The 20674-nt window shown below is 58.2% G+C and carries 17 protein-coding genes and 1 pseudogene; 10 read left to right on the top strand and 8 right to left on the bottom strand.

Annotation, left to right across the window (positions count from 1 at the left end; translation table 11 throughout):
• Positions 1-144 precede the first annotated feature (144 nt).
• The 4 genes from ACRQ1B_RS18515 to ACRQ1B_RS18500 are packed head-to-tail and all read left to right on the top strand — an operon-like array spanning position 145 to position 4669.
• On the top strand, positions 145-1680 hold the full coding sequence (locus ACRQ1B_RS18515; protein ID WP_432295784.1) for a rhodanese-like domain-containing protein: 1536 nt from the start codon (positions 145-147) through the stop codon (positions 1678-1680).
• A 14-nt stretch (positions 1681-1694) separates the two neighbouring features.
• Entirely contained in the window at positions 1695-2687 is a 993-nt protein-coding gene (locus ACRQ1B_RS18510) for a Bug family tripartite tricarboxylate transporter substrate binding protein (RefSeq protein WP_432295395.1), read from the top strand.
• A gap of 3 nt (positions 2688-2690) precedes the next feature.
• A complete protein-coding gene (locus tag ACRQ1B_RS18505) occupies positions 2691-3173 on the top strand; it encodes a tripartite tricarboxylate transporter TctB family protein (protein WP_432295394.1) in 483 nt (160 codons plus the stop codon).
• Complete coding sequence (locus tag ACRQ1B_RS18500) at positions 3173-4669, top strand: tripartite tricarboxylate transporter permease (RefSeq protein ID WP_432295392.1); 1497 nt, start codon at positions 3173-3175, stop codon at positions 4667-4669. The genes ACRQ1B_RS18505 and ACRQ1B_RS18500 overlap by 1 nt, the downstream gene beginning before the upstream one ends.
• A gap of 193 nt (positions 4670-4862) precedes the next feature.
• On the opposite strand, the gene ACRQ1B_RS18495 is transcribed toward ACRQ1B_RS18500, so the two are convergent.
• The 7 genes from ACRQ1B_RS18495 to ACRQ1B_RS18465 all read right to left on the bottom strand — a co-directional run bounded on the left by ACRQ1B_RS18495 (position 4863) and on the right by ACRQ1B_RS18465 (position 12991).
• Positions 4863-5648, bottom strand: coding sequence for an SDR family oxidoreductase (locus ACRQ1B_RS18495; RefSeq protein WP_432295391.1), 786 nt, complete (start codon positions 5646-5648; stop codon positions 4863-4865).
• 10 nt (positions 5649-5658) lie between these two features.
• Positions 5659-6807 (bottom strand): galactonate dehydratase, encoded by a 1149-nt coding sequence (dgoD, locus tag ACRQ1B_RS18490; RefSeq protein ID WP_432295390.1) that lies wholly within the window; start codon positions 6805-6807, stop codon positions 5659-5661.
• A gap of 13 nt (positions 6808-6820) precedes the next feature.
• Complete coding sequence (locus ACRQ1B_RS18485; RefSeq protein ID WP_432295389.1) at positions 6821-8449, bottom strand: GMC family oxidoreductase; 1629 nt, start codon at positions 8447-8449, stop codon at positions 6821-6823.
• 27 nt (positions 8450-8476) lie between these two features.
• Positions 8477-9364, bottom strand: coding sequence for an aldose 1-epimerase (locus tag ACRQ1B_RS18480; RefSeq protein WP_432295388.1), 888 nt, complete (start codon positions 9362-9364; stop codon positions 8477-8479).
• 5 nt (positions 9365-9369) lie between these two features.
• On the bottom strand, positions 9370-10377 hold the full coding sequence (locus tag ACRQ1B_RS18475) for an ABC transporter permease (protein WP_432295387.1): 1008 nt from the start codon (positions 10375-10377) through the stop codon (positions 9370-9372).
• 12 nt (positions 10378-10389) lie between these two features.
• Complete coding sequence (locus ACRQ1B_RS18470; RefSeq protein ID WP_432295386.1) at positions 10390-11883, bottom strand: sugar ABC transporter ATP-binding protein; 1494 nt, start codon at positions 11881-11883, stop codon at positions 10390-10392.
• Positions 11884-12019: 136 nt separating this feature from the next.
• Positions 12020-12991, bottom strand: coding sequence for a substrate-binding domain-containing protein (locus ACRQ1B_RS18465; RefSeq protein ID WP_432295385.1), 972 nt, complete (start codon positions 12989-12991; stop codon positions 12020-12022).
• Between the two features lie 231 nt (positions 12992-13222).
• Here ACRQ1B_RS18465 and ACRQ1B_RS18460 point away from each other — a divergent pair, with 231 nt between their 5' ends.
• The 4 genes from ACRQ1B_RS18460 (at position 13223) to araH (ending at position 17616) form a co-directional block, all read left to right on the top strand.
• On the top strand, positions 13223-14026 hold the full coding sequence (locus ACRQ1B_RS18460; protein ID WP_432295384.1) for a FadR/GntR family transcriptional regulator: 804 nt from the start codon (positions 13223-13225) through the stop codon (positions 14024-14026).
• 76 nt (positions 14027-14102) lie between these two features.
• Entirely contained in the window at positions 14103-15083 is a 981-nt protein-coding gene (locus tag ACRQ1B_RS18455) for an arabinose ABC transporter substrate-binding protein (protein WP_432295383.1), read from the top strand.
• Between the two features lie 58 nt (positions 15084-15141).
• On the top strand, positions 15142-16647 hold the full coding sequence (gene araG, locus ACRQ1B_RS18450) for an L-arabinose ABC transporter ATP-binding protein AraG (protein WP_432295382.1): 1506 nt from the start codon (positions 15142-15144) through the stop codon (positions 16645-16647).
• 15 nt (positions 16648-16662) lie between these two features.
• Positions 16663-17616: an L-arabinose ABC transporter permease AraH gene (araH, locus tag ACRQ1B_RS18445; protein WP_432295381.1), complete on the top strand. Its 954-nt coding sequence runs from the start codon at positions 16663-16665 to the stop codon at positions 17614-17616.
• A gap of 159 nt (positions 17617-17775) precedes the next feature.
• Here the strand turns inward: araH and ACRQ1B_RS18440 are convergent, their stop codons facing one another.
• A complete protein-coding gene (locus ACRQ1B_RS18440; protein ID WP_432295380.1) occupies positions 17776-18687 on the bottom strand; it encodes a LysR family transcriptional regulator in 912 nt (303 codons plus the stop codon).
• A 199-nt stretch (positions 18688-18886) separates the two neighbouring features.
• Here ACRQ1B_RS18440 and ACRQ1B_RS18435 point away from each other — a divergent pair, with 199 nt between their 5' ends.
• On the top strand, positions 18887-19144 hold the full coding sequence (locus tag ACRQ1B_RS18435; RefSeq protein ID WP_432295379.1) for a putative antibiotic biosynthesis monooxygenase: 258 nt from the start codon (positions 18887-18889) through the stop codon (positions 19142-19144).
• Between the two features lie 48 nt (positions 19145-19192).
• A pseudogene (locus ACRQ1B_RS18430) lies at positions 19193-20674 on the top strand (aldehyde dehydrogenase family protein).

Below are 20674 nucleotides of genomic sequence, written 5' to 3'. Positions count from 1 at the left end.
TTGCAAGCTGGAAGAGCATTGCACTTATTAGCGGCACAAAAGAAAAATTGTTCTCCTCAACTCGAGCCTCGGCAACCCCGGTGCGATCATCGGAAGCGAGGATAGGCTAAGCTCCCATTAAGGTAGAGGTTTTTTGATTTGTCAGTGCAATTCTTATCTCCACAGGCGGTAAAGTCATGGCTTTCTGACGGGATCGAGATCGCGTTTCTTGATGTTCGTGAGCACGGCCAATATGGTGAAGGACATCCCTTCCTGGTGGTGTCCACTCCATTCAGTCGCCTGGAACATGATGTGGCGCGGCTTGTCCCCAGAAAGACCACGCGCATCGTGGTGCTCGACAATAACGACGGTGTTGCTGAGCGGGCGGCGACATCGCTTTTGCAAGCCGGCTATAGCGACCTGTCTGTTCTGGAAGGCGGCGCTGAAGGGTGGAGAAAAGCCGGATACACACTCTTTAAGGGCGTCAATCTTCCCTCCAAGACATTCGGAGAGCTGGCGGAAGAGGCATTTGCCACGCCCCATATTGCTGCTGTCGCCTTGAAGCAGCGCCGCGAAGCCGGCGAGGATATCGTGGTGATCGACGGACGGCCGCTTTCTGAATTCAGAAAGATGAGCATTCCTGGGGCCGTCTGCTGTCCAAACGGCGAACTTGCCCTGCGGATCGGTGCGTTGGCACCGGACCCGAAGACAACGATCGTCATCAACTGTGCAGGCAGAACACGCAGTATTATCGGAGCCCAGATTCTCCTCAGCCTTGGCATTACTAACCCGGTGCTCGCCTTGGAAAATGGAACGCAGGGCTGGCACCTGCAGGATCTCGGGCTTGAGCATGGCAGAAGCGAACAGTATCCTGTCAATATAGAGGTCTCCTCTCAATCCATCGAGCGCGCCTCGGTGCTTGCGGATGAGGTCGGACTTTTTTCCGCGACCCGCACTGAACTTGAGGCATGGCTTGCGGCTGACGACAGTTCGACATTCGTGATTGATGTGCGGACAGCAGAAGAAGTCACGCAGAACGGCTTCGAGGGCGCTATCCATGCGCCGGGCGGACAACTGCTGCAGAGCACGGACCAGTATGTCGGCGTACGCGGTGCCCGCATCGTGCTGATCGACACGGACCGGGTCAGAGCGCCGGTCGTTGGTTACTGGCTTCACCGCCTCGGCTGGGATGTCGCACTCGTGCGGCCTGAGGAGTTGCCTAAGCTAGCTCTTCCGGAACATCTGGAAGAACTTGCAGAGGTTTCACCTCAAGAGCTGTCGTCCGCGCTCTCCGATGGCAATGTCGAGCTGATCGACCTCAGGCCGAGCGGCGAATATCGGAAGGGCCATATACAAGGGGCCCGTTGGTCAATCCGTCCACGGCTCTCGCAGCAGGCAGGCAAGAATGTCGTCCTGATTTCTGATGAACCGTACATTGCAGCGCTGGCAGCCCGCAATCTGACCGGAAACTCCCGCCGGTTGTCAGGCAGGATTGCCGATTGGCAGACGGCCGGCCTGGCGATCGTATCGACCTTGCAAGACCCTCCGGACGATCAGCGGATTGACTTCCTCTTTTTCGTGCATGACCGGCACGATGGCAACAAGGCCGCCGCCCGCGAATATCTCAAGTGGGAGACTGGTCTCGTTGCTCAGCTCGATGCAGATGAGCGCGCAATCTTCCGCCTTCCAGCGCATAATTGAAAAAGGACGTACGAATGAGACACGGTTTCGACATCTCGCGCCGAAGCGCGCTGGGCCTCCTTCTGTCCGCCGGCGGCGCGACGCTTTTGCCACGTATTTCCCATGCCCAGCAAAAATGGCCGGCAGGCGACGTCTCGTTCATTGTGCCCGTGTCTCCCGGCGGTAGCACCGACAAGGTCTCCAGAACGCTCGGCGAACGTCTAGGCCCGATCTGGGGTCGCTCGGTCGTCGTCGAAAACGTCACCGGAGCGGGCGGTGCAATCGGTGCCGGGCGCGTGGCCAAGGCCAACAAGGATGGTCAGACGCTGCTCGTCCATGGTGAAGCGATCGTCCTCAACACCATTCTGCAGAAAGACACGCCTTATGCATTGAGGGATCTCGTGCCTGTGGTGAGAATTGCCCGCAATGCGCAGATTCTCGTCGTCAATCCCAACCTGAAGATCTCCTCTGTCGAGGATTATGTTGCGCTTGCAAAACAACGTGAAGGCGGCCTCACCGTCGGCCTTCCGACGAGCGGCGGCATTGGCCATATCGCCCATGAGATATTCGCCCAACGGGCTGGAATTTCCGTGAACTACATTCCTTACGCGGGCGGCGCACCGGCCGCCACGGACGTGATGGGCGGGCACATCGATGCGACGATGATCACGCTCGCTGCTGTCACAGAATTCATCAAGGCCGGCAAGCTGACTCCGATCGCGGTCACCACATCGTATCGCGCGCCGGCAGTTCCGGAGGTACCGACGCTCGCCGAATCAGGCTTTGAGGGCTTTGATGTCGAAAGCTGGCAAGGGATACTCGCACCTGCCGGCACGCCAGCCGACGTTATCGCCAAGATCAATGCGGACGTGAATGGCGTTCTTTCCGATCCCGCTGCGAAAACTGCAATCGAGGCCATGGGCTTTGGCATCGGTGGCGGGACGGCCGACGAACTTGCCGAGGTCATCAAGAAATCTCACGCCACCTATGCGGATGTCATCAGGACATCGAAGATCGAGCTGCGCTGAACCATGAGAGAGCGCTTCCGCAAACCGGGCGATCCCGCAGGCGTTCTCGCGGGAGCGCTTTTCGTTTTAACAGGAATGCTCAGCGTGGCCCTCTCGTCCGGCTGGCGGGTCGGCACGGCGGCTCAGATGGGGCCAGGTTACTTTCCGATGATCCTCGGCAGCATCCTTGTTGTTCTCGGCATCGTCATTGCTGCTCGCGCCCATCTGGCGGCCAACCATACGGCACTGCCCACGGTCGAATTGAATGCCGTTTTCCCGGTCATCTGCCCAATCATCCTTTTTGCCGCCGCCTTGTCGACCTTAGGGCTTCTGATTTCGATCTTTGGCCTTGTCTTCTTAACCAGAATGGCTGATCGCACCATCAGACCCGTCGAGACGCTCGCCTTGGCGGTGGTTCTCGCGGGCATTGTGACGCTGATCTTCGTTGCAGGTCTCGGCGTGAGGGTGCCCTTGTTGCCGCATACGCCTGCCGGATGGTTCGGCTGATGGAGTTTCTGTCCAATCTGGAACTTGGTCTTCTGACCGCGATCAGCCTGGAGAACCTGGGTTACGCCTTTCTCGGCTGTCTGCTCGGCACGATCATTGGCGTCCTCCCGGGACTTGGCCCCGTCCCCACGATCGCCATGTTGCTCCCTATCACCTATGCGCTGTCACCGACCTCAGCGTTGATCATGCTTGCAGGCATTTATTATGGCGCCCAATATGGTGGCTCGACGACGGCTATCCTGCTGAAGCTGCCGGGGGAATCCTCTTCCGTTGTCACACTGCAGGATGGTTATGCGATGGCTCAGAAGGGTCGTGCCGGTCCTGCACTTGCCGCGGCAGCAATTGGATCATTCTTTGCGGGTACCGTCGGCGTGTTGCTTCTTGCGATTTTTGCCGCACCGCTGACGGATATCGCATTGGCTTTCGGCCCGGCGGATTACTTTTCGCTTATGCTCTTCGGCCTCGTTGCGTCCGTTGCCTTGACGTCGGAGCCACTCGATCGTTCACTTGCGATGATCATTGTCGGCATCCTGCTCGGCCTTGTCGGCACAGATGTGAATTCCGGCGCGCAGCGCTTCACTTTCGGCTCGCTGGAACTGATGGACGGTATCGAGTTTGCCTGCATCGCCATGGGAATGTTTGGCATAACAGAGATCGTTACCAATCTCGAGGAAAGACGCAAGGGCGTAGCGGCGATGCCTATCGTCGGCCGTCTGTGGCCGAGCAAAGACGATCGCCGCCGGATGTTACCGGCCATCCTGCGTGGCACCGGCATAGGTGCTTTGCTTGGCGTATTGCCTGGAGCCGGTGCGACCATCGCCTCCTTCGCCGCCTACACGCTGGAAAAGCGTGTTTCAAGTCATCGCAGCGAGATTGGCAGCGGTGCAATCGAAGGTGTCGCGGCTCCGGAATCAGCGAACAACGCGGCGGCCCAATGCAATTTCATTCCACTTCTGACACTAGGCATTCCCGGCAGTGCGACGATGGCGCTCCTCATCGGTGCGATGATGATCCACGACATCCAGCCAGGCCCGCAGGTCATCTCAAGCCAGCCGGCGCTGTTCTGGGGCCTTGTCGTTTCCATGTGGATCGGCAACATCATGTTGCTTATTCTCAACCTTCCGTTGATCAGCATCTGGGTGGCCTTACTGAAAATCCCCTACCGGCTGCTCTATCCGGCAATCATCGTCTTTTGCTGCGTGGGCGCTTACACGATAAAGAACTCTGCCTTTGATATTCTGATCGTCGGCGTTCTCGGGCTTGTCGGTTATGTTTTCGCCAAGCTCCGGATTTCGATGGTTCCGTTGCTGCTCGGCTATGTCCTGGGGCCTCAGCTTGAGACGATGCTGCGCCGCTCCCTCATGATCTCGCGGGGCGATTATTCGGTGTTCGTCTTCAGTCCGATTTCTGCCGTCCTGATCTTCGCCACTACTGCGCTTTTGTTCTGGGCGCTGCGGGCGCGGAGCAGGAAGGCTCTGGCTGCGCAGGATATTTGATCCGAAGGCATGGTATTTGAGACGTCACGGAACGGCTGATCAACCGCTGAGCAATTCCCCCATCCATAAGTGACAGGTCCGCACAAAGACTTGGTGTGAACGTTCACACCGGGCGACGTCTTAGTTGCGATGTTTTTTGATGAGATATGGCCTCACGGCCCGCTAGAGCCGTGATTTACAGTTAAGTTATTGATTATGTTGAGACCGGGTGTTGCTGAACGCTGAGGCCGCCATCAACGGTCAAGCAAGTGGCATTCATGAACGGGCATTCGTCGGAAATCATGAACACGGCGGCCATGGCAATTTCCTCTGGTGAGGCAATCCTGCCGCCCGGATGCAATTTCATGGTTTCGGCTTTTGCCGCTTCCGGATCAGGGAAACTGTTCCAGTAGTCGATTACCTTCTGGGTTGAAACATACCCTGGCGCCAGAGCATTCACCCTTACATTCTGCGCCGCATATTCCAGCCCCAGCGACTTGGTCATGCCAAGCAGAGCGTGTTTTGCCAGCGGATAAGGGAAAGTGTGCGCAATGATTGTGAAGGCATGTGTCGACGCAATGTTGAGAATGACACCGCCACCGGCGTCGATCATGCCCGGCAACGCCGCCTTGCAGCAATTCCACGCACCTTTGAGATTGATATCGAAACAGCGGTTCCATTCTTCATCGCTTGTTGCAAGCGGCTCCGCAAAAACGTTGACACCGGCATTGTTGATCAGCGCATTCACTGAGCCGATTGTTTCGGCAGCCTGAGATACCGCGTCCGCAATGGCCGCAGCATCTGTGATATCGGCAGAGAGCCAACCGATCCTGTTTCCAGCATCTCGTAGAGTTTTCGCTTCACGTTCCAGAAGGGCGGCATCGCGATCCACCAGAAACAGTGCTGCCCCCTCTTTCAGACAGGCTTTCGCAACGGCAAGACCGATTCCCTGCGCCGCGCCGGTCAAAAAGATCCGTTTTCCCTCAAGCCGTCCCGTCATGTTATTCTCCTTACCACTCGGCAAAGCTGCCATCTTCGTGGCGCCAGACCGGGTTGCGCCAGCGATGGCCTTCCTTGGCTCGCTCGATCACATAATCTTCGTTCACTTCGACACCAAGGCCCGGTCCCTGCGGAATGCTAACGAAACCGTCGGCGTATTGGAAAACATCCTTGTTGGAGATGTAGTCGAGGATGTCGTTGCCCTTGTTGTAATGGATGCCGAGGCTCTGTTCCTGAATGAAAGCATTGTAGCTGACGGCATCGACCTGCAGGCAGGCAGCGAGTGCAATCGGGCCGAGAGGGCAATGGGGAGCGAGCGCCACGTCATAAGCCTCCGCCATGGCCGCGATCTTGCGGCATTCGGTAATGCCGCCGGCATGCGAAAGGTCGGGTTGAATGATGTCGACGTAACCATCCGATAGAACCTGCTTGAAATCCCAGCGCGAATAAAGTCGTTCGCCAAGCGCGATCGGTGTCGAGCAATGGTTGGCGATTTCCTTCAGTGTTTCGCGATTTTCCGAGAGCACCGGTTCCTCGATGAACATCAGCTTGTAGGGTTCGAGTTCCTTGGCCAGAACCTTCGCCATCGGTTTATGCACACGGCCATGGAAATCGACGCCGATGCCGATATGCGGGCCGACCGCCTCGCGGATGATGGCGATGGTTTCGACCGCCTTGTCCACCTTCTCATTGGTATCGACGATCTGCATTTCCTCGCAGCCGTTGAGCTTGATCGCCTTGAACCCTCGGGCAACAACCTCTTTGGCATTGTTGGCCACATCGGAAGGGCGGTCACCGCCGATCCACGAATACACCTTGATGCGATCACGCACCTGACCGCCGAGCAGCGAATGCACCGGCTGGCCAAGCGCCTTGCCCTTGATATCCCATAGCGCCTGATCAATGCCGGCAATGGCCGACATATGAACGGCACCGCCGCGATAAAACCCGCCGCGATACATGACCTGCCAGTGATCCTCGATCAGAAACGGGTTCTTGCCGATCAGGTAATCTTCCAGCTCGTGAACCGCCGCCTGCACCGTGAGCGCGCGGCCTTCGACAACCGGCTCACCCCAACCAACAATGCCCTCATCGGTTTCGATTTTGAGGAACAGCCAGCGTGGCGGAACGATGTAGGTGGTAAGCTTGGTGATCTTCATGTGAAAATTCCGATCAGGCTAGAATGAGGTCTGCAGCCTTGTCGGCTGCGGCAAGAACGGCGGCGTTGGTATTGCCACTGACGATGGTGGGCATAAGCGATGCATCGACGACGCGCAGGCCACGCATACCGCGCACCCTGAGGCGCGTATCCAGAACCGCCTCCGGATCGCGGTCGTGGCCCATTTTGCAGGTGCCGACCGGATGATAACCGGTCTTGACCGTTCGCTTGCAATGGGCCGCGATCGCCTCGTCGCTGACCACATCTGCGCCCGGAAAAATTTCCCGATCAATGAGATCGCGCATCGGCGAGGCGGCCAGCACGGTGCGCGCGAAACGGAAACCTTCCATTGTGAGCTTGAGGTCATCCGGATGGCCGAAAATCTGCGTATCGACGATGGGATCGGCGAACGGATCGCTGGAGGCGAGGGTAACCGTTCCCCTCGCCTTCGGACGCAACAACAGGGAATTGATGGTCACACCGTCACCCGGATCGGTGCCCATCACGTCACGATCGAGATAGACTGTGGGAACGCAGAACATCTGGATGGTCGGGCGGTCATTGTTGCCATTCGGATCATAGAATGCGCATGTCTCGACGCCGGTGGTCGATGCAGGCCCCGATCTGAACAGCAGATATTGCAGCCCGGCCTTCATCATCGGCCAACCGCGGTCCTGCTTGTAATAACCGAACGAGCCTTTTGTCGTGGCAACGACCGGACATTCGTAATGGTCCTGCAAGTTGCGTCCGACGCCGGGCAACGCCACCTTGGTCTTGATGCCGAAACGCGACAATTCGTCTTCTGGGCCGATGCCGGACAGCAGCATCAGTTTCGGTGTTTGATAGGCGCCGGCCGCAAGAATGACTTCCGTGCCAGCCGTTGCCGAGCGGACCTTGCCACCGACCACATAATCGACCCCGACTGCGCGATCGCCATCCATGCGAATGCCAGTGACGGTCGCACCCGTTTCGATCGTCAATCTGGGATCATCCATGACAGGCGCGAGAAAGGCATCGACCGCGCTCGAACGACGGCGCGTGCGCCAATCTATCGTATGCTGCATGAAACCGACGCCGAACTGTTCGGCGCCGTTGAAATCCGGATTGTAGGGAATGCCCATGCCCTGCAGCGTTTTGACATAGGTGCGGGTCATCGGGCTGGTATGGCCGAGATGCGAAATCTTGAGCGGACCGCCGACGCCGTGGTATTCGCCGGCCAAGTGATCGTTGTCTTCCTGTTCCTTGAAATGGGGCAGAAGATCCCGATAGGACCAGGCACCGTCATTCTCGGCGCCGGGTGCCGTCACCAGTTCGTTCCAGAGATCGAAATCGGCCGCCTGCCCGCGCATGTAGACCATGGCATTAACGGTGCTGCCGCCGCCCAGAACCTTGCCTTGCGGCACGATCGGTCCTCGTCCATCAAGCTGCGGCTGCGGTTTCGTCTGGTGCATGGCGAGGTAGGTATCCTTCGCCAGGAACTTCATGTAACCGGCGGGAAAATGCATGATCGGATTAGCCTTGGCCGGACCGCGCTCCAGCAGCAGAACGCGTGCGCCCCCTTGCTGGATCAGACGCGCCGCCACCACGCAGGCCGAACTGCCGCCACCGACGATGATATAGTCGAAACGACCGTGCTCAGACATCTATTCTCCCCACCGATATATGCAGGCTTAAAGCGTTTGTGGCCGAAGCCGGATGCTGCCGGCCAATGATTGGCCGGGCTGCAGGATTTCAAGCCCGCCGAGGTCCGGCAGGTTGTGGCCGTTTGCCAGATGCGACATCGGTTCGAAGCAGAAATAATCGCGCTCGAATTTTGGATCGAACACCGTGTCGGAGACAAAAACGAAGGCATGCCCGAACAGCGGATCGGCGGTCAGATGAAGCTGCGTTCCGCGCTCCGGCCAAGCCATGATCGCTTCGCCTGACCAGTCTTCAAAACCATTATTGACCCAGCGATGCGGCAAGGCTGCAGGCTTGCTGAAATCAAGGTCTTCCGGAATGTCCGTCGCCTCGCCGGGCAGCCACCCCTCCACTTCCGTCCAGAATTTCTTGGCGGGCGCAAAAAGCGTCGTTTTCGGCGTCATCGGGAAATACGGATGCCAGCCAAGCCCGAACGGCAAAGCCCTATCGTCCTGATTTGTCACTGACAGGCTCATCTCCAGCCCGTCCTGCGTCAGCACAAAACTCTGGCTGGCCTCGTAAACATAAGGCGTCTTCCCCCCACGATGGGAAAAGCTCATGGTCAGGCGATCGGCCGCCTGCTCATCGATCGCCCAAGACGACTGCCAACCCTCCCCATGCAGATAATGCGCATCCCATTCCGTGTTCGGAGTGAAGTGATAGTCCTGCCCGTCGAACGTGAAGCGGTTGTCTTTCACGCGGTTGCCGAACGGAACCAGCGGATAGCAGGAGGATGACAGCGCGTCCGCATCGTCCGGCGCTTCCCGCAGCAGCGGCACGCGGACCCCTCCGGCCTCTTGCCAGAAACCGAGGACGAGACCGCCTGCCGTCGAAACCCGCAGCGAAAGCGCACCGGATTTCAGATCCACGATCGACATCACGATTATCCCTTGTTGCGCGAAAGGCTGCGCTTGATGGCCTGGATATTGGCGAGAACAGCGACGACGATGATCAGACCACGCACCACCTGCTGGAAGAACGGATTGATCCCGAGCAGAATGAGGCCATTGCCGATCAACGTGATCACCAGAACGCCGAGCAGGGTTCCGAGCATGGAGCCACGCCCGCCCGACAGAGCCGTTCCGCCGACCACGACAGCCGCGATCACGTCGAACTCCAGTCCGCTGGCCGCCGTCGCATTGCCCGAGCCCAGACGCGACACCAGAAGGATGCCGGAGATCGCCGCCATGGCGCCGCCGATCGCAAATAGAGCGACGCGGATGCGCGCCACATTGATCCCGCTCAAATAGGCCGCGTGCGCGTTTCCGCCCACGGCGAAGACAGAACGTCCAAACGCGGTCTTGCGGCTGACGAAGGCGAAAACCGCAAACAGGATCAGCATGATGATCGCAGCTGGTGGAATGCCGAGAACCGAGCGATCCAGGGCATCCAGCATGTCGTTGCGGCCGATCGAAACCGGCAATGCGTCCGTCACGAACAGTGCGGTACCGCGCAGGGCGCTCCACATGCCGAGCGTCGCCACAAACGACGGCACGTCGAAATAGGCGCGCAGCACACCGGATACAGCACCAAGCGCTGCGCCAAGGGCAACAGCAAGCACGAAGGCGGCAGGTGTCGGAACCCCCATCTGAAGCAGAAACGCCAGTTCGACGGAGATGAAGGCCACCATTGGCCCGACGCTGACGTCGATTTCCCCGGCGATGATGATCAGCGTCACGGCCCATGCCGCGATACCGATGGTTGCCGCATCCCGCAGGATATTGACCTGATTGTTGAATGAAATGAAACCCGGTGCCGTCGAGGCGAAAATCACGTAGAGCACGACGATCGCGAAGAACAGGCTAAGCTCGTTCATGTGCTGCGAAAACGCGAATGCAGGCTTTCTGGATTTGTCCACGGGTGCCGACGTGGCGGCGTGTTCGGTTGACATCGTTCGTCTCCCTTAATGTCCGGTAATGCAGGCCGCCATCAAGCTGTCCTGATCGATGTTGGGTGATTTGAATTCTTCCTGCAGCCTGCCGTCCCTCATGACGAGAACGCGATCGCAGACCAGCGGCAGTTCCTCGATCTCGCTGGACACGAAGATGACGCTGCGCCCTTCTGCGGCAAGCTGGCGGATAATCGCGTAAATCTGCGCCTTCGCTTCGATATCGACGCCACGGGTCGGTTCGTCGAGTAGAAGCACGCGGCTGCCGGCATAGACCCAGCGGCCGATCACGACCTTCTGCTGATTGCCGCCGGACAGCGTGCCGATCGGCGTATCCGTGCGCGCCGTCTTCACATGCAGGCGTTCGATGATCTTTCGTGTTGCCTCCGCCATTCGCCGAGAGGACAGGACACCATTGCTGGTGACGCCTGAAAAATTGGTGGCCAGTGTATTTTCGTCGACCCCGAGCAGCGGGACGATGCCCTCCTCCTTGCGGCTTTCGGGCGTGTAACCGAAACCACGACGCACCATCTCGCGATAGCCTGCCGACTTGACCGAGGTTCCGTCGGCTAGAACATCGCCTGCGTCGAAACGACGAACACCCATGATCGCCTGCAAAAGCTCGGTGCGCCCCGCGCCGAGTAGGCCGGCAATGCCCAGTACCTCTCCCTTGCGCAGGGAAAAGGAGATCGAGGACAGTTTTGGCGCAAGTGCGAGGTCCCTGACCTCCAGCACCGTCTCCGCCTGGCTGCGATCTTCCAGCACGGCAGCCTGCGAGGCTTCCGAACCGAGCATCAGCCGCACGATCTCGCGTGTATCAGCACCTTTGACATCGACCGTGTCGATGATGCGGCCATCACGCATGATGGTTGCCGAATGGGCGATCTGGCGGATTTCGTTCATCCGGTGGCTGACATAGATGACGGCAATGCCCTGACTTGCCACACGGGTCACGGCCGCCATCACCTTTTCCGCCTCGGCAGCGGCAAGGGAACTGGTCGGCTCATCGAGAATGACAAGCTTTGGATTACCCAGCATTGCGCGGGCAATTTCAAGCAATTGCCGTTCGGCGGGGCTCAGGGCCGCGACCAGACGGCTCGGCGGCAGATCAAGACCGAGCCGCGCCATGGCCTGCGTCGCCTGCCTGTCCATCTCTGCGGACTGGATGACACCGTTCTTCTTCGGCCAGCGCCCCAGAAACAGGTTTTCGGCCAGCGTCATGCCGGGAACGAGGCTCAGTTCCTGATAAACGACGCGCACGCCCTTCTCGAAACTTTCCTGCGCGCGGCCGGAGCCACCCTGCGTCAACGCGGCGCCGTCGATCAGCACTGTTCCGCTATCCGGGATTTCCGCGCCCGTCAGCATGCGGATCATTGTCGACTTGCCGGCACCGTTCTTGCCGAGCAATGCCCTCACCTCGCCCGGCGCCACCTCGAATGTCGCATTGTCGAGAGCAAGAACACCGGGATAACGACGCGTGCAGCCTTTAATGGTTGCGACGGCAGGCATGACAGCCTCAACATTTGGGGAAACAGATGTCATCGATTTTTCCGTGGAACCGGATGCCGCAACGTTTCTGCGGCATCATTTTGTTACATCTCACCGCATTCCCGCGCACGTTGAGCGCGCGGGAAGCAGCTATCGATCACGGGATGCCGTCGGCATGCGCCGAAAGCCATGCCTTGCCGTCCTCGGCGGATTTGTAGAGATCGATCTCGTAAGGCACCTTGATGCCTTCCGGCGGCTGGCCGTCGATCGACTTGATGGCCTGCGCCAGCGCAAGCTTGCCTAGCCCCTGACCGGAAATGTCGACCACCGCCTTGATGATCGAAAAATCAGCCAGCTCTTGCGCGATTTCCGTCGTCATGTCGCCACCGAACACGACGACCTTGCCGGTCTTGCCCTGGCTCTTCACCGCCCGTGCAGCACCCAGCGTGGCGCCACCCGCTTCACCGAAAAAGGCGTCGATATCGGGATTGGAGGAGAGCATGGTGCTTGCAACCGAAACCGCCTTGTCGAGCACCGCGCCTTCCTGGTTGGCAACGATCTTGGCGCCCGGGACCTTGGCCATCAGCGCTGCCTCGAAGCCCTTGCGGCGGGTGACGCACACTTCGACGAATTCGCAGTTCAGAACGGCGATCTTCGGGGCTTCATTTTTCTGAGCGATGAAATAGTCGGCCGCCGCATCACCAAGCTTTTGACCGAATTCGAAGGGATCTCCGACGGCATAAGCCGAGATGTAATCCTTCATGTCTGCGTCGTTGAGGCAGGTGTTGTAGCAGACGACCGGAATTCCGGCGTCATGGGCACGGCGAATAGCACGATAGGAACCGTCAGCCGACACCGGCGAGACGATGATCGCTTGAACGCCTGCAGAAATGAGCGAGTCGATAAAGGTCGATTCCTTGCTGACATCGCCCTGCGCATTGGTCTCGACGATATCGAGTTTGCGCCCGGCGTCGCCAGCAGCGGTCTGGATGCCTTTGCGGACGCCTGCATAAAAGCCCTGCGCATCCATATAGATCGCACCGACCTTGAGATCTTCCTGCGCATGGGAAGCAGACATTCCGGCAATCGTCGAAAGCGCCAGCGCCGCTGCCTTGACACCAAATTTCATGAAGAAACCCTCCCGTGTTCTGTCGATGACTGACCGGTCGCTTTCTCCATCCGGCCGTTGCGGGCAAAATATTCGACGTCTGACAAATGTCAATAAAGATACTATTTATTTTCGATTTGATCCGATTGTCACAATCATTCATATTACAATCATTCATCCGCGCGATTACAGCGACTTGCCGTTGCAGCCTCTCGCGGACCATCGAGAATCGCGACAAAATTGGGAGTTCCAATGAACCGCCTGCTGACGGAAAACGGCACTCCTATTGCGCAACGTGGCAAACGCAGCGTGCGAGAAGCACTGCTGCAGGAATTCGTATCCTTGATCGTATCGGGCGCCTTTCCCGAAAGTTCCACGTTGCCGAATGAATCAGAACTGACGGACAGGTTCGGCGTCAGCCGGACGAGCCTCCGGGAGGCCATGCAATACCTCTCGGCGCTCGGCATGGTGCGCTCGCGAACACGCGCTGGAACCATCGTGCTTCCGCGCGAAAACTGGAACTATCTGGACCCCATCGTGCTCGAAGCCATGCTGTCTTCTCCGGCGGCGGATGAGGGGTTTTATTCGTCGCTGATCGATGCGCGGCAACTGCTGGAGCCTGCAGCGGCCTCCGCGGCAGCGGCCAATGCCAATGCCCGCCAGCTTTACCAGATTTCCAAGGCATTCGAGGATATGGTGGAGGCGAATGCCCGCGACAACGAAGAATGGAGCCGGGCGGATCTCGACTTCCATACCGCGATTATCAACGCCAGCGGCAACTGGGTTTATCGACAATTTGCCGGCGCCATCCGTGCAGCGCTTCTGGCAAGTTTTCGACTGACCAACCGCGCCAGCCAGTCACACGATCAAGCGATCCTCAAGCACCAGGATGTTCTGGAAGCCATCCGCATGCGTCGACCCGACGCCGCCCGCCACGCGATGGAAACGTTGATCGGCGTGGCGCGCAGCGAGATGACAGACGCTCTTCGGCGCGCGCGCAAGGCAGAAACACCGGAACAATCACGCGACAACGATCCGATTAAAAATCATACATAAATATTGACGCGTATGATTTTTATGGCTTAGTGATCTTTATTCGCGGGGAGAGCGCGAGTTTCAAGGGGAGAGGTTCATGAACGCAATCAGGACACTACTGGCCGCCAGCGCCATCGTTTTTGCCACTGGCAGCGCCTTCGCGGCCGACGTAAAGATCGGCTTCATCGTTAAGCAACCGGAAGAGCCTTGGTTTCAGGACGAATGGAAGTTCGCCGATCAGGCGGCAAGGGAAAAAGGTTTCACGCTCGTCAAGATCGGCGCTGAAGACGGCGAAAAAGTTCAGTCGGCGATAGACAATCTTGGAGCGCAGGGCGCACAGGGCTTCATCATCTGCGTTCCCGACGTCAAGCTTGGCCCCGGCATCGTCGCCAAGGCGGCGGCCAACGACCTGAAACTGATGACCGTCGACGACCGGCTTGTTGGCCCCGATGGTGCTCCGCTGGAAGATGTTGCCCATATGGGCATCTCCGCCGAAAAGATCGGTGAAGGCGCCGGACAGGCCATCGCCGACGAGATCAAGAAGCGCGGCTGGAACATGAGCGACGTCGGCGCCATCCGGGTGTCCTACGACCAGTTGCCAACGGCTGTCGATCGTGTCGAAGGGGCGATCAAGGCGCTCAAGGCCGCCGGTTTCCCAGCCGCAAACATCTTTGACGCACCGCAGGCCAAGACCGATACGGAAGCTGCGCTCAACGCCTCGACCACGGTTCTGAACAAGAACAGCAAGATGAAATATTGGGTCGCTTTCGGCCTCAATGACGAGGCCGTGCTCGGCGCCGTGCGCGCCACCGAATCCGTCGGCATTCCGGCCGAAAATGTTATCGGCGTTGGCATTGGTGGCGCGGAATCGGCCATCAATGAATTCAAGAAACCCTCGCCGACCGGCTTTTTCGGCACAATCATCATCTCGCCGAAGCGCCACGGTTATGAAACCGCTCTCAACATGTACGAATGGATCGCCAACGACAAAGAGCCGGAAAAGCTGATCCTGACCTCCGGCGCCCTCGCGTTGCGCGACACCTATCAGCAGGTCCGCAAGGACGTCGGCATCGAATAGTCCGCGCATCCGAAATTCCCGGCGGCGATCAGCCGTCGGGCACATTCAAGGAGCGGTGATGTCATTTCTCGAATTCAAAAATATTTCGAAAGGTTATCCCGGCGTCAAAGCGCTGACGGATGTTTCCTTCTCCGTCGCCAAAGGTGCTGTTCATGGCCTGATGGGTGAAGATGGCGCGGGCAAGTCGACACTGATCCGCGTCCTGTCCGGTGATCAATCCGTAGATAGCGGCTCCATCCGTATTGATGGCCAGGAGCAGCATTACACGTCAGTCCGCGACGCTTTCACCGCCGGCGTGATCGTCATTCATCAGGAATTGCAACTCGTTCCTGAACTGACAGTGGCTGAAAATCTCTGGCTTGGGCGCTTTCCCGGCAAGGCAGGCGTGATCAACGCCCGCCATATGGTCGAAACCGTCCGCGCCAGGCTCGTGGATATCGGTATCGAGGTTGATCCGAATGCCAAGGTTTCCACCCTGTCCATCGGCGCGCGTCAGGTGGTTGAGATCGCCAAGGCGGTCATGCTCGAGGCGCGTGTCATCGCCCTCGATGAACCGACCTCCTCCCTGTCGTCCCGTGAAAGCGAGATCCTGTTTGCGCTGATCGATAAGCTGAAGGCCAAAGGCACCGTCATTCTCTACGTATCTCATCGACTGGATGAGATCTTTCGCCTTTGCGACAGTATGACCGTTCTGCGCGACGGCAAGCTGGCGGCTCATCATCCTCAGATGGCCATGACGACCCGCGAACAGATCATCTCCGAAATGGTCGGCAGGGAGATCAGCAATATCTGGGGGTGGCGCGAGCGCCCGTTCGGGGAGCAGCGGCTGGAGGTCAATGGACTGTGTGGTTCTAAGCTGCCCACGCCTATCGATTTCTCGGTACGTCGCGGCGAAATCCTCGGATTTTTTGGCCTGATCGGCGCCGGGCGCAGTGAAATGGCACGACTGCTCTGCGGCGTCGACCGCCGATACAAGGGCACTGTTAACATTGACGGCATCGCCGTCGCACCTCACAGCCCGAAAGCGGCCATCAATGCGGGCATGGTGCTTTGCCCGGAAGACCGCAAGTTCGACGGAATCGTTCAGGGACGATCGATCGAGGAAAACATCGCGATCTCCTCGCGGCGACATTTTTCCCCTTTCGGCATTCTCAGCCTTAAGAAAGAAGCCGAGCTTGCCGATCGATACATCGCCAAACTGAAGATCCGCACACCATCACGCAAGCAGGACATCATCAACCTGTCCGGCGGCAATCAGCAAAAAGTGATCCTCAGCCGGTGGCTGTCGGAGCAGGCGATCAAGGTTCTGGTGGTCGATGAACCAACACGCGGCATCGATGTGGGGGCGAAATCCGAAATCTATGAGCTTTTATACGAGTTGGCCGCAGCGGGCATGTCGATCATCGTCATCTCCAGTGAACTGCCCGAGGTCATGGGCATCACCGACCGCATCATGGTCATGTGCCAGGGGCGCGTTGCGGCAGATATCGAGCGCGCTGATTTCGACGAACGGCAAATTCTGACCGCAGCACTTCCCGACAAGAACGCTGCCGGCACAATCTAATCCAGGGTTTTATCAATGAACGCGTTGAAAAAGATATTGCTGGGCGAACAGGGATTGGTTGTGATCTTTGCGGTCGCCTTCGTGATCGTATCCATCTCTGTTCCAAACTTCCTGACCGAGCGGAACATGCTCGGCCTGCTGCAGTCGGTGGTCACCATTGGCATCGTTTCCTGCACGATGATGTTCTGCCTCGCATCACGTGACTTCGACCTGTCCGTCGGCTCTACCGTCGCGTTTTCCGGCATGATCGCGGTGATGGTTTCCAACGCCTCCGGCTCCATCCTGCTCGGACTTCTGGGCGCTCTCGTCGCCGGCAGCTTTGTCGGCCTCGTCAACGGCGTCGTCATCGCCAAGCTGCGCATCAACGCGTTGATAACAACACTGGCGACCATGCAGATCGTGCGGGGGTTTGCATTGATCGCCTCGGACGGCCGAGCCGTCGGCATCAACGATCCGAGTTTCTATCAGCTTGCATTGTCACGCTTCTTCACCATTCCGACGCCGGTATGGATCATGATCGCGCTGTTCATCGTTTTCGGCTTCGTTCTCAACCGGACCGTCTTCGGCAAGAATACGCTGGCGATCGGCGGCAATCCCGAAGCTTCACGTCTTGCAGGCGTGAATGTGGTGCGCACGCGCATCTGGATTTTTGCACTTCAGGGCTTGGTCTGCGCCGTTGCCGGTATTCTGCTCGCTTCGCGCATCACGTCTGGCCAACCGAATGCGGCCACAGGACTGGAACTTTCCGTCATTTCCGCCTGCGTTCTCGGCGGCGTGTCGCTGGCCGGCGGACGGGCTGCCATGACGGGCGTTATCGTTGGCGTGCTGATCATGGGCATTGCCGAAAACGTCATGAACCTGCTCAACATTCAGGCGTTTTATCAGTATGTCGTGCGTGGCTTCATCCTGCTGATTGCGGTCCTTTTGGACAACATGCGTTCCACTGCCGCCGGTCGTGGGAGAGGGTGAGCGCGTGCTGCCTGTGCCTCGTTCATAGCTCTTGACGGAATGTGAACGAGCGACACGTTGTTTATGCGCGAGATTCTCGTGAACAATCCGGGTATCAATCGGATGACTACCCAGGTTGGCGAGCGAAATGTCGTTCGACGTATTCCTATTCGTAACCGCTCAATACAACTCTTCAAAGACGCGCTTGGCCATGAAGTCGATGAAGGCGCGAACTCTGGGAACCCGCGCCGACATTGGAGGCCAAAGAAGCGAAACGCTGCCGCGCTCGTCTGTAAAATCCGCTAGGACTATTTGCAGTCGGCCGGCCGCGATATCGTCTCGCACGAGGTAGCTTGGCACCTGAATTATACCCAAACCACCAAGCGCCGCTGATGCAAGTGCCTCGCCATCGTTCAATATGGTCGCAGGCTGAATGAGTTTCGACTGTTGTAAATCCTTGAACGCCCAGACCTCCGGTCGACCGGTCGTGGGAAACCGATAAAATATGCAATGATGCTTGTGTAGATCCGCGGGCTTATTCGGTATCCCATGGCGAGCCAAATAACATGGTGAGGCGCATGTGATGAACGTATGTGGCCCGATCCTTCGCGCCCGCAGCGTCGAATCGTCCAGTTCGCCAAGCCGGAGTACCACGTCGTATCCGCCCTCAATAATATCGACTTTCACGTCGTCAAGGCTGATATCCGCCGTTACATCAGGGAATCTCATCTGAAAATCACGAAGCGCTGGCATGATGATCTTGCGCCCAATGACTGTCGGCACGCTCACCTTGATACGGCCTCGCGGGGCCACCTGGAGCAAATGAAGCTCATTCTCCGCATCTTGTAGATCTTTCAGAACGCGCGCCACGTATCGGTACAGGACGTCGCCTTCGCCGGTTACAGCCAGCGAACGGGTCGTACGGTTCAGCAATCTTAGCCCTAGACGAGTTTCCAGCCGCTCCACTGCTTTGGCCACGGCCGATGCGGATAGCCCAAGCTTTCTGCCCGCAGCCGCAAAGCTGCCGGTCTCCACGGCGACAGAAAATGCGACGAGGCCGCTGAGGGATTCTATTGAGAGGATTGCCGACATTGTGTCCGGTATGATGCGACGGATATCCCTATTCCGTCAACTGCTGCGATCTTGCAGAGTAGATCGAGAACCCGCTGACGCCGATTGCCAGCTAATCGTTCAGCTAAGTCTTGGGGAGAGGTTACCCATGTCTCACACGCACTCCGATTTCCGTCCATCGCTGGTCGCCCAGTGCGTTGGATAGCGGGACAGTCGGGCGATGGCACGGCTGCGGCAGGCGATATTCGGACGCTTGAAAAAAACCATGACGGTGTGGCTCGCCGTTTATTCCAGTGTCCTTTTGGTCATCTCACTTGCGGGCGACTGCATGCAGGGTTGGCCGCTGCCACTGCGTGTTTTGGGTGCAACGCTCATGATTGTCCCGATTGTCACCAATATCAGCGAGCCAGCGGTCCGGACGGTGATGGGAAAAATCAAAAAGGAGATTTTGCAGCGGCGAATGAGAATACCGCCATGATCTCGTCCTCGTTTGGACGATCGACCGAAAATCGAAGGATTAAGAGCTATGACAATGGTGCTAGACAGCAGCGTAAAGAAGCGCGAAGCGTTCAATTGGATCGGCGGCTCTCAGTGTCAAGACGGCGAATCGAAGGAGTCAATCGACCCAGCAACATACGACATTATAGGCCACTATCCCGATAGTGGGCGGGAGGCAGCGAAATTGGCGGTGGCAGCAGCCTCCAAAGCCTTTCGTGAAACTATGTGGGCCCATGATCACGAGTTGCGTGCTCGCGTGCTCAATCAACTGGCGTGCGCCTTTGAGCGCAACCGAGACAGATTGCTTGATATCCTGTCGTTGGAGAACGGCAAGGTGAGCGCAGAAGCCGCGTTCGAATTGGACATGGTACCGAGCAAACTTCGCTACTCGGCCGCGACCGCTCTGGTCGAAGGTGGCAGGGCAATGACACCGAAGCCCGGCAGCATCTCCTTGATCCTTCGCCAACCGATGGGAGTCGCCGCGGTCATCGCGCCTTGGAACTCTCCGGTCATTCTGACTATCCGATCTCTTGCGCCAGCGCTGGCCGCCGGTTGCACCACGGTCATCAAGCTCCCAGGATAAGTGGCTCAAACGGCGAGCGTCATGGCAGAGATCATGGCCGAAGCGGAAGACCTGCCAAACGGCGTAATCAATCTTTTCTTTGAAAGCGGCCCGGAAGGCTCTGCGTATCTCGTGGATGCGCCGGAGGTGCCGGTCGTCAGTTTTACCGGTTCCACTCGTACCGGCCGCGCGATCAGCAGCACTGGCGCGAGGTACCTCAAGCGCTTCGGAATGGAGCTTGGCGGAAAGACGCCGATGATCATCTTTGACGACGCAGACCTTGATGCTGCCTTACCGGTTTTGGAAAAAGCGCTGACAGTTTTCGGCGGCCAGTTCTGCATGACGGGATCTCGCTTGCTCGTGCAGGATGGGAATTACGAGGCCGTTCGCGACAGCTTGGCTGAGCGACTACGTGACGTCAAAGTTGGCCCTGCCGCAGACCCCTCCAGCGACATGGGGCCGTTGATCGATCGGGCCAACGTGGAGCGGGTTGACGGCGTTGTCCAGACCGCCATTGCTGCTGGTGCGAAAGTGGTGGTGCGCGGCTGCCCCATCAAAGACGGTTCGCTTGCAAGCGGCGCCTTCTTCCGCCCAGCCTTTCTGGAGGTGTTCGACAATAGTCTTGCGATTGTAAGGGAGGAAACTTTCGGGCCGGTGCTGACGATCCAGCGCTTTTCTGATGAGGCGGATGCGATCGGACTCGCCAACGACAACGAGTACGGACTGGCGGCCAGCATCTGGACTCGCGATGTGGATAGATCGTTGCGCGTCGCCCAAGCTCTCGAAGCGGGCTCGGTCTGGATCAACGACTGGGCGAAAGTCTACGACGGTACGGAAGAAGGCGGCTTCAAGCAGTCCGGTCTTGGTCGTCTGAATGGCTTGGCGGCGCTGGACGATTTTATCGAACACAAGCACATCGCGCTGAAGCCGGGCTTGGAACAACGCTGA

Source organism: Endobacterium panacihumi (assembly GCF_050847465.1).
Taxonomy (GTDB): Bacteria; Pseudomonadota; Alphaproteobacteria; order Rhizobiales; family Rhizobiaceae; genus Neorhizobium; species Neorhizobium panacihumi.
Note: the sequence above shows the minus strand (reverse complement) of the source record. Positions and strands in the feature narration are given on the sequence as shown.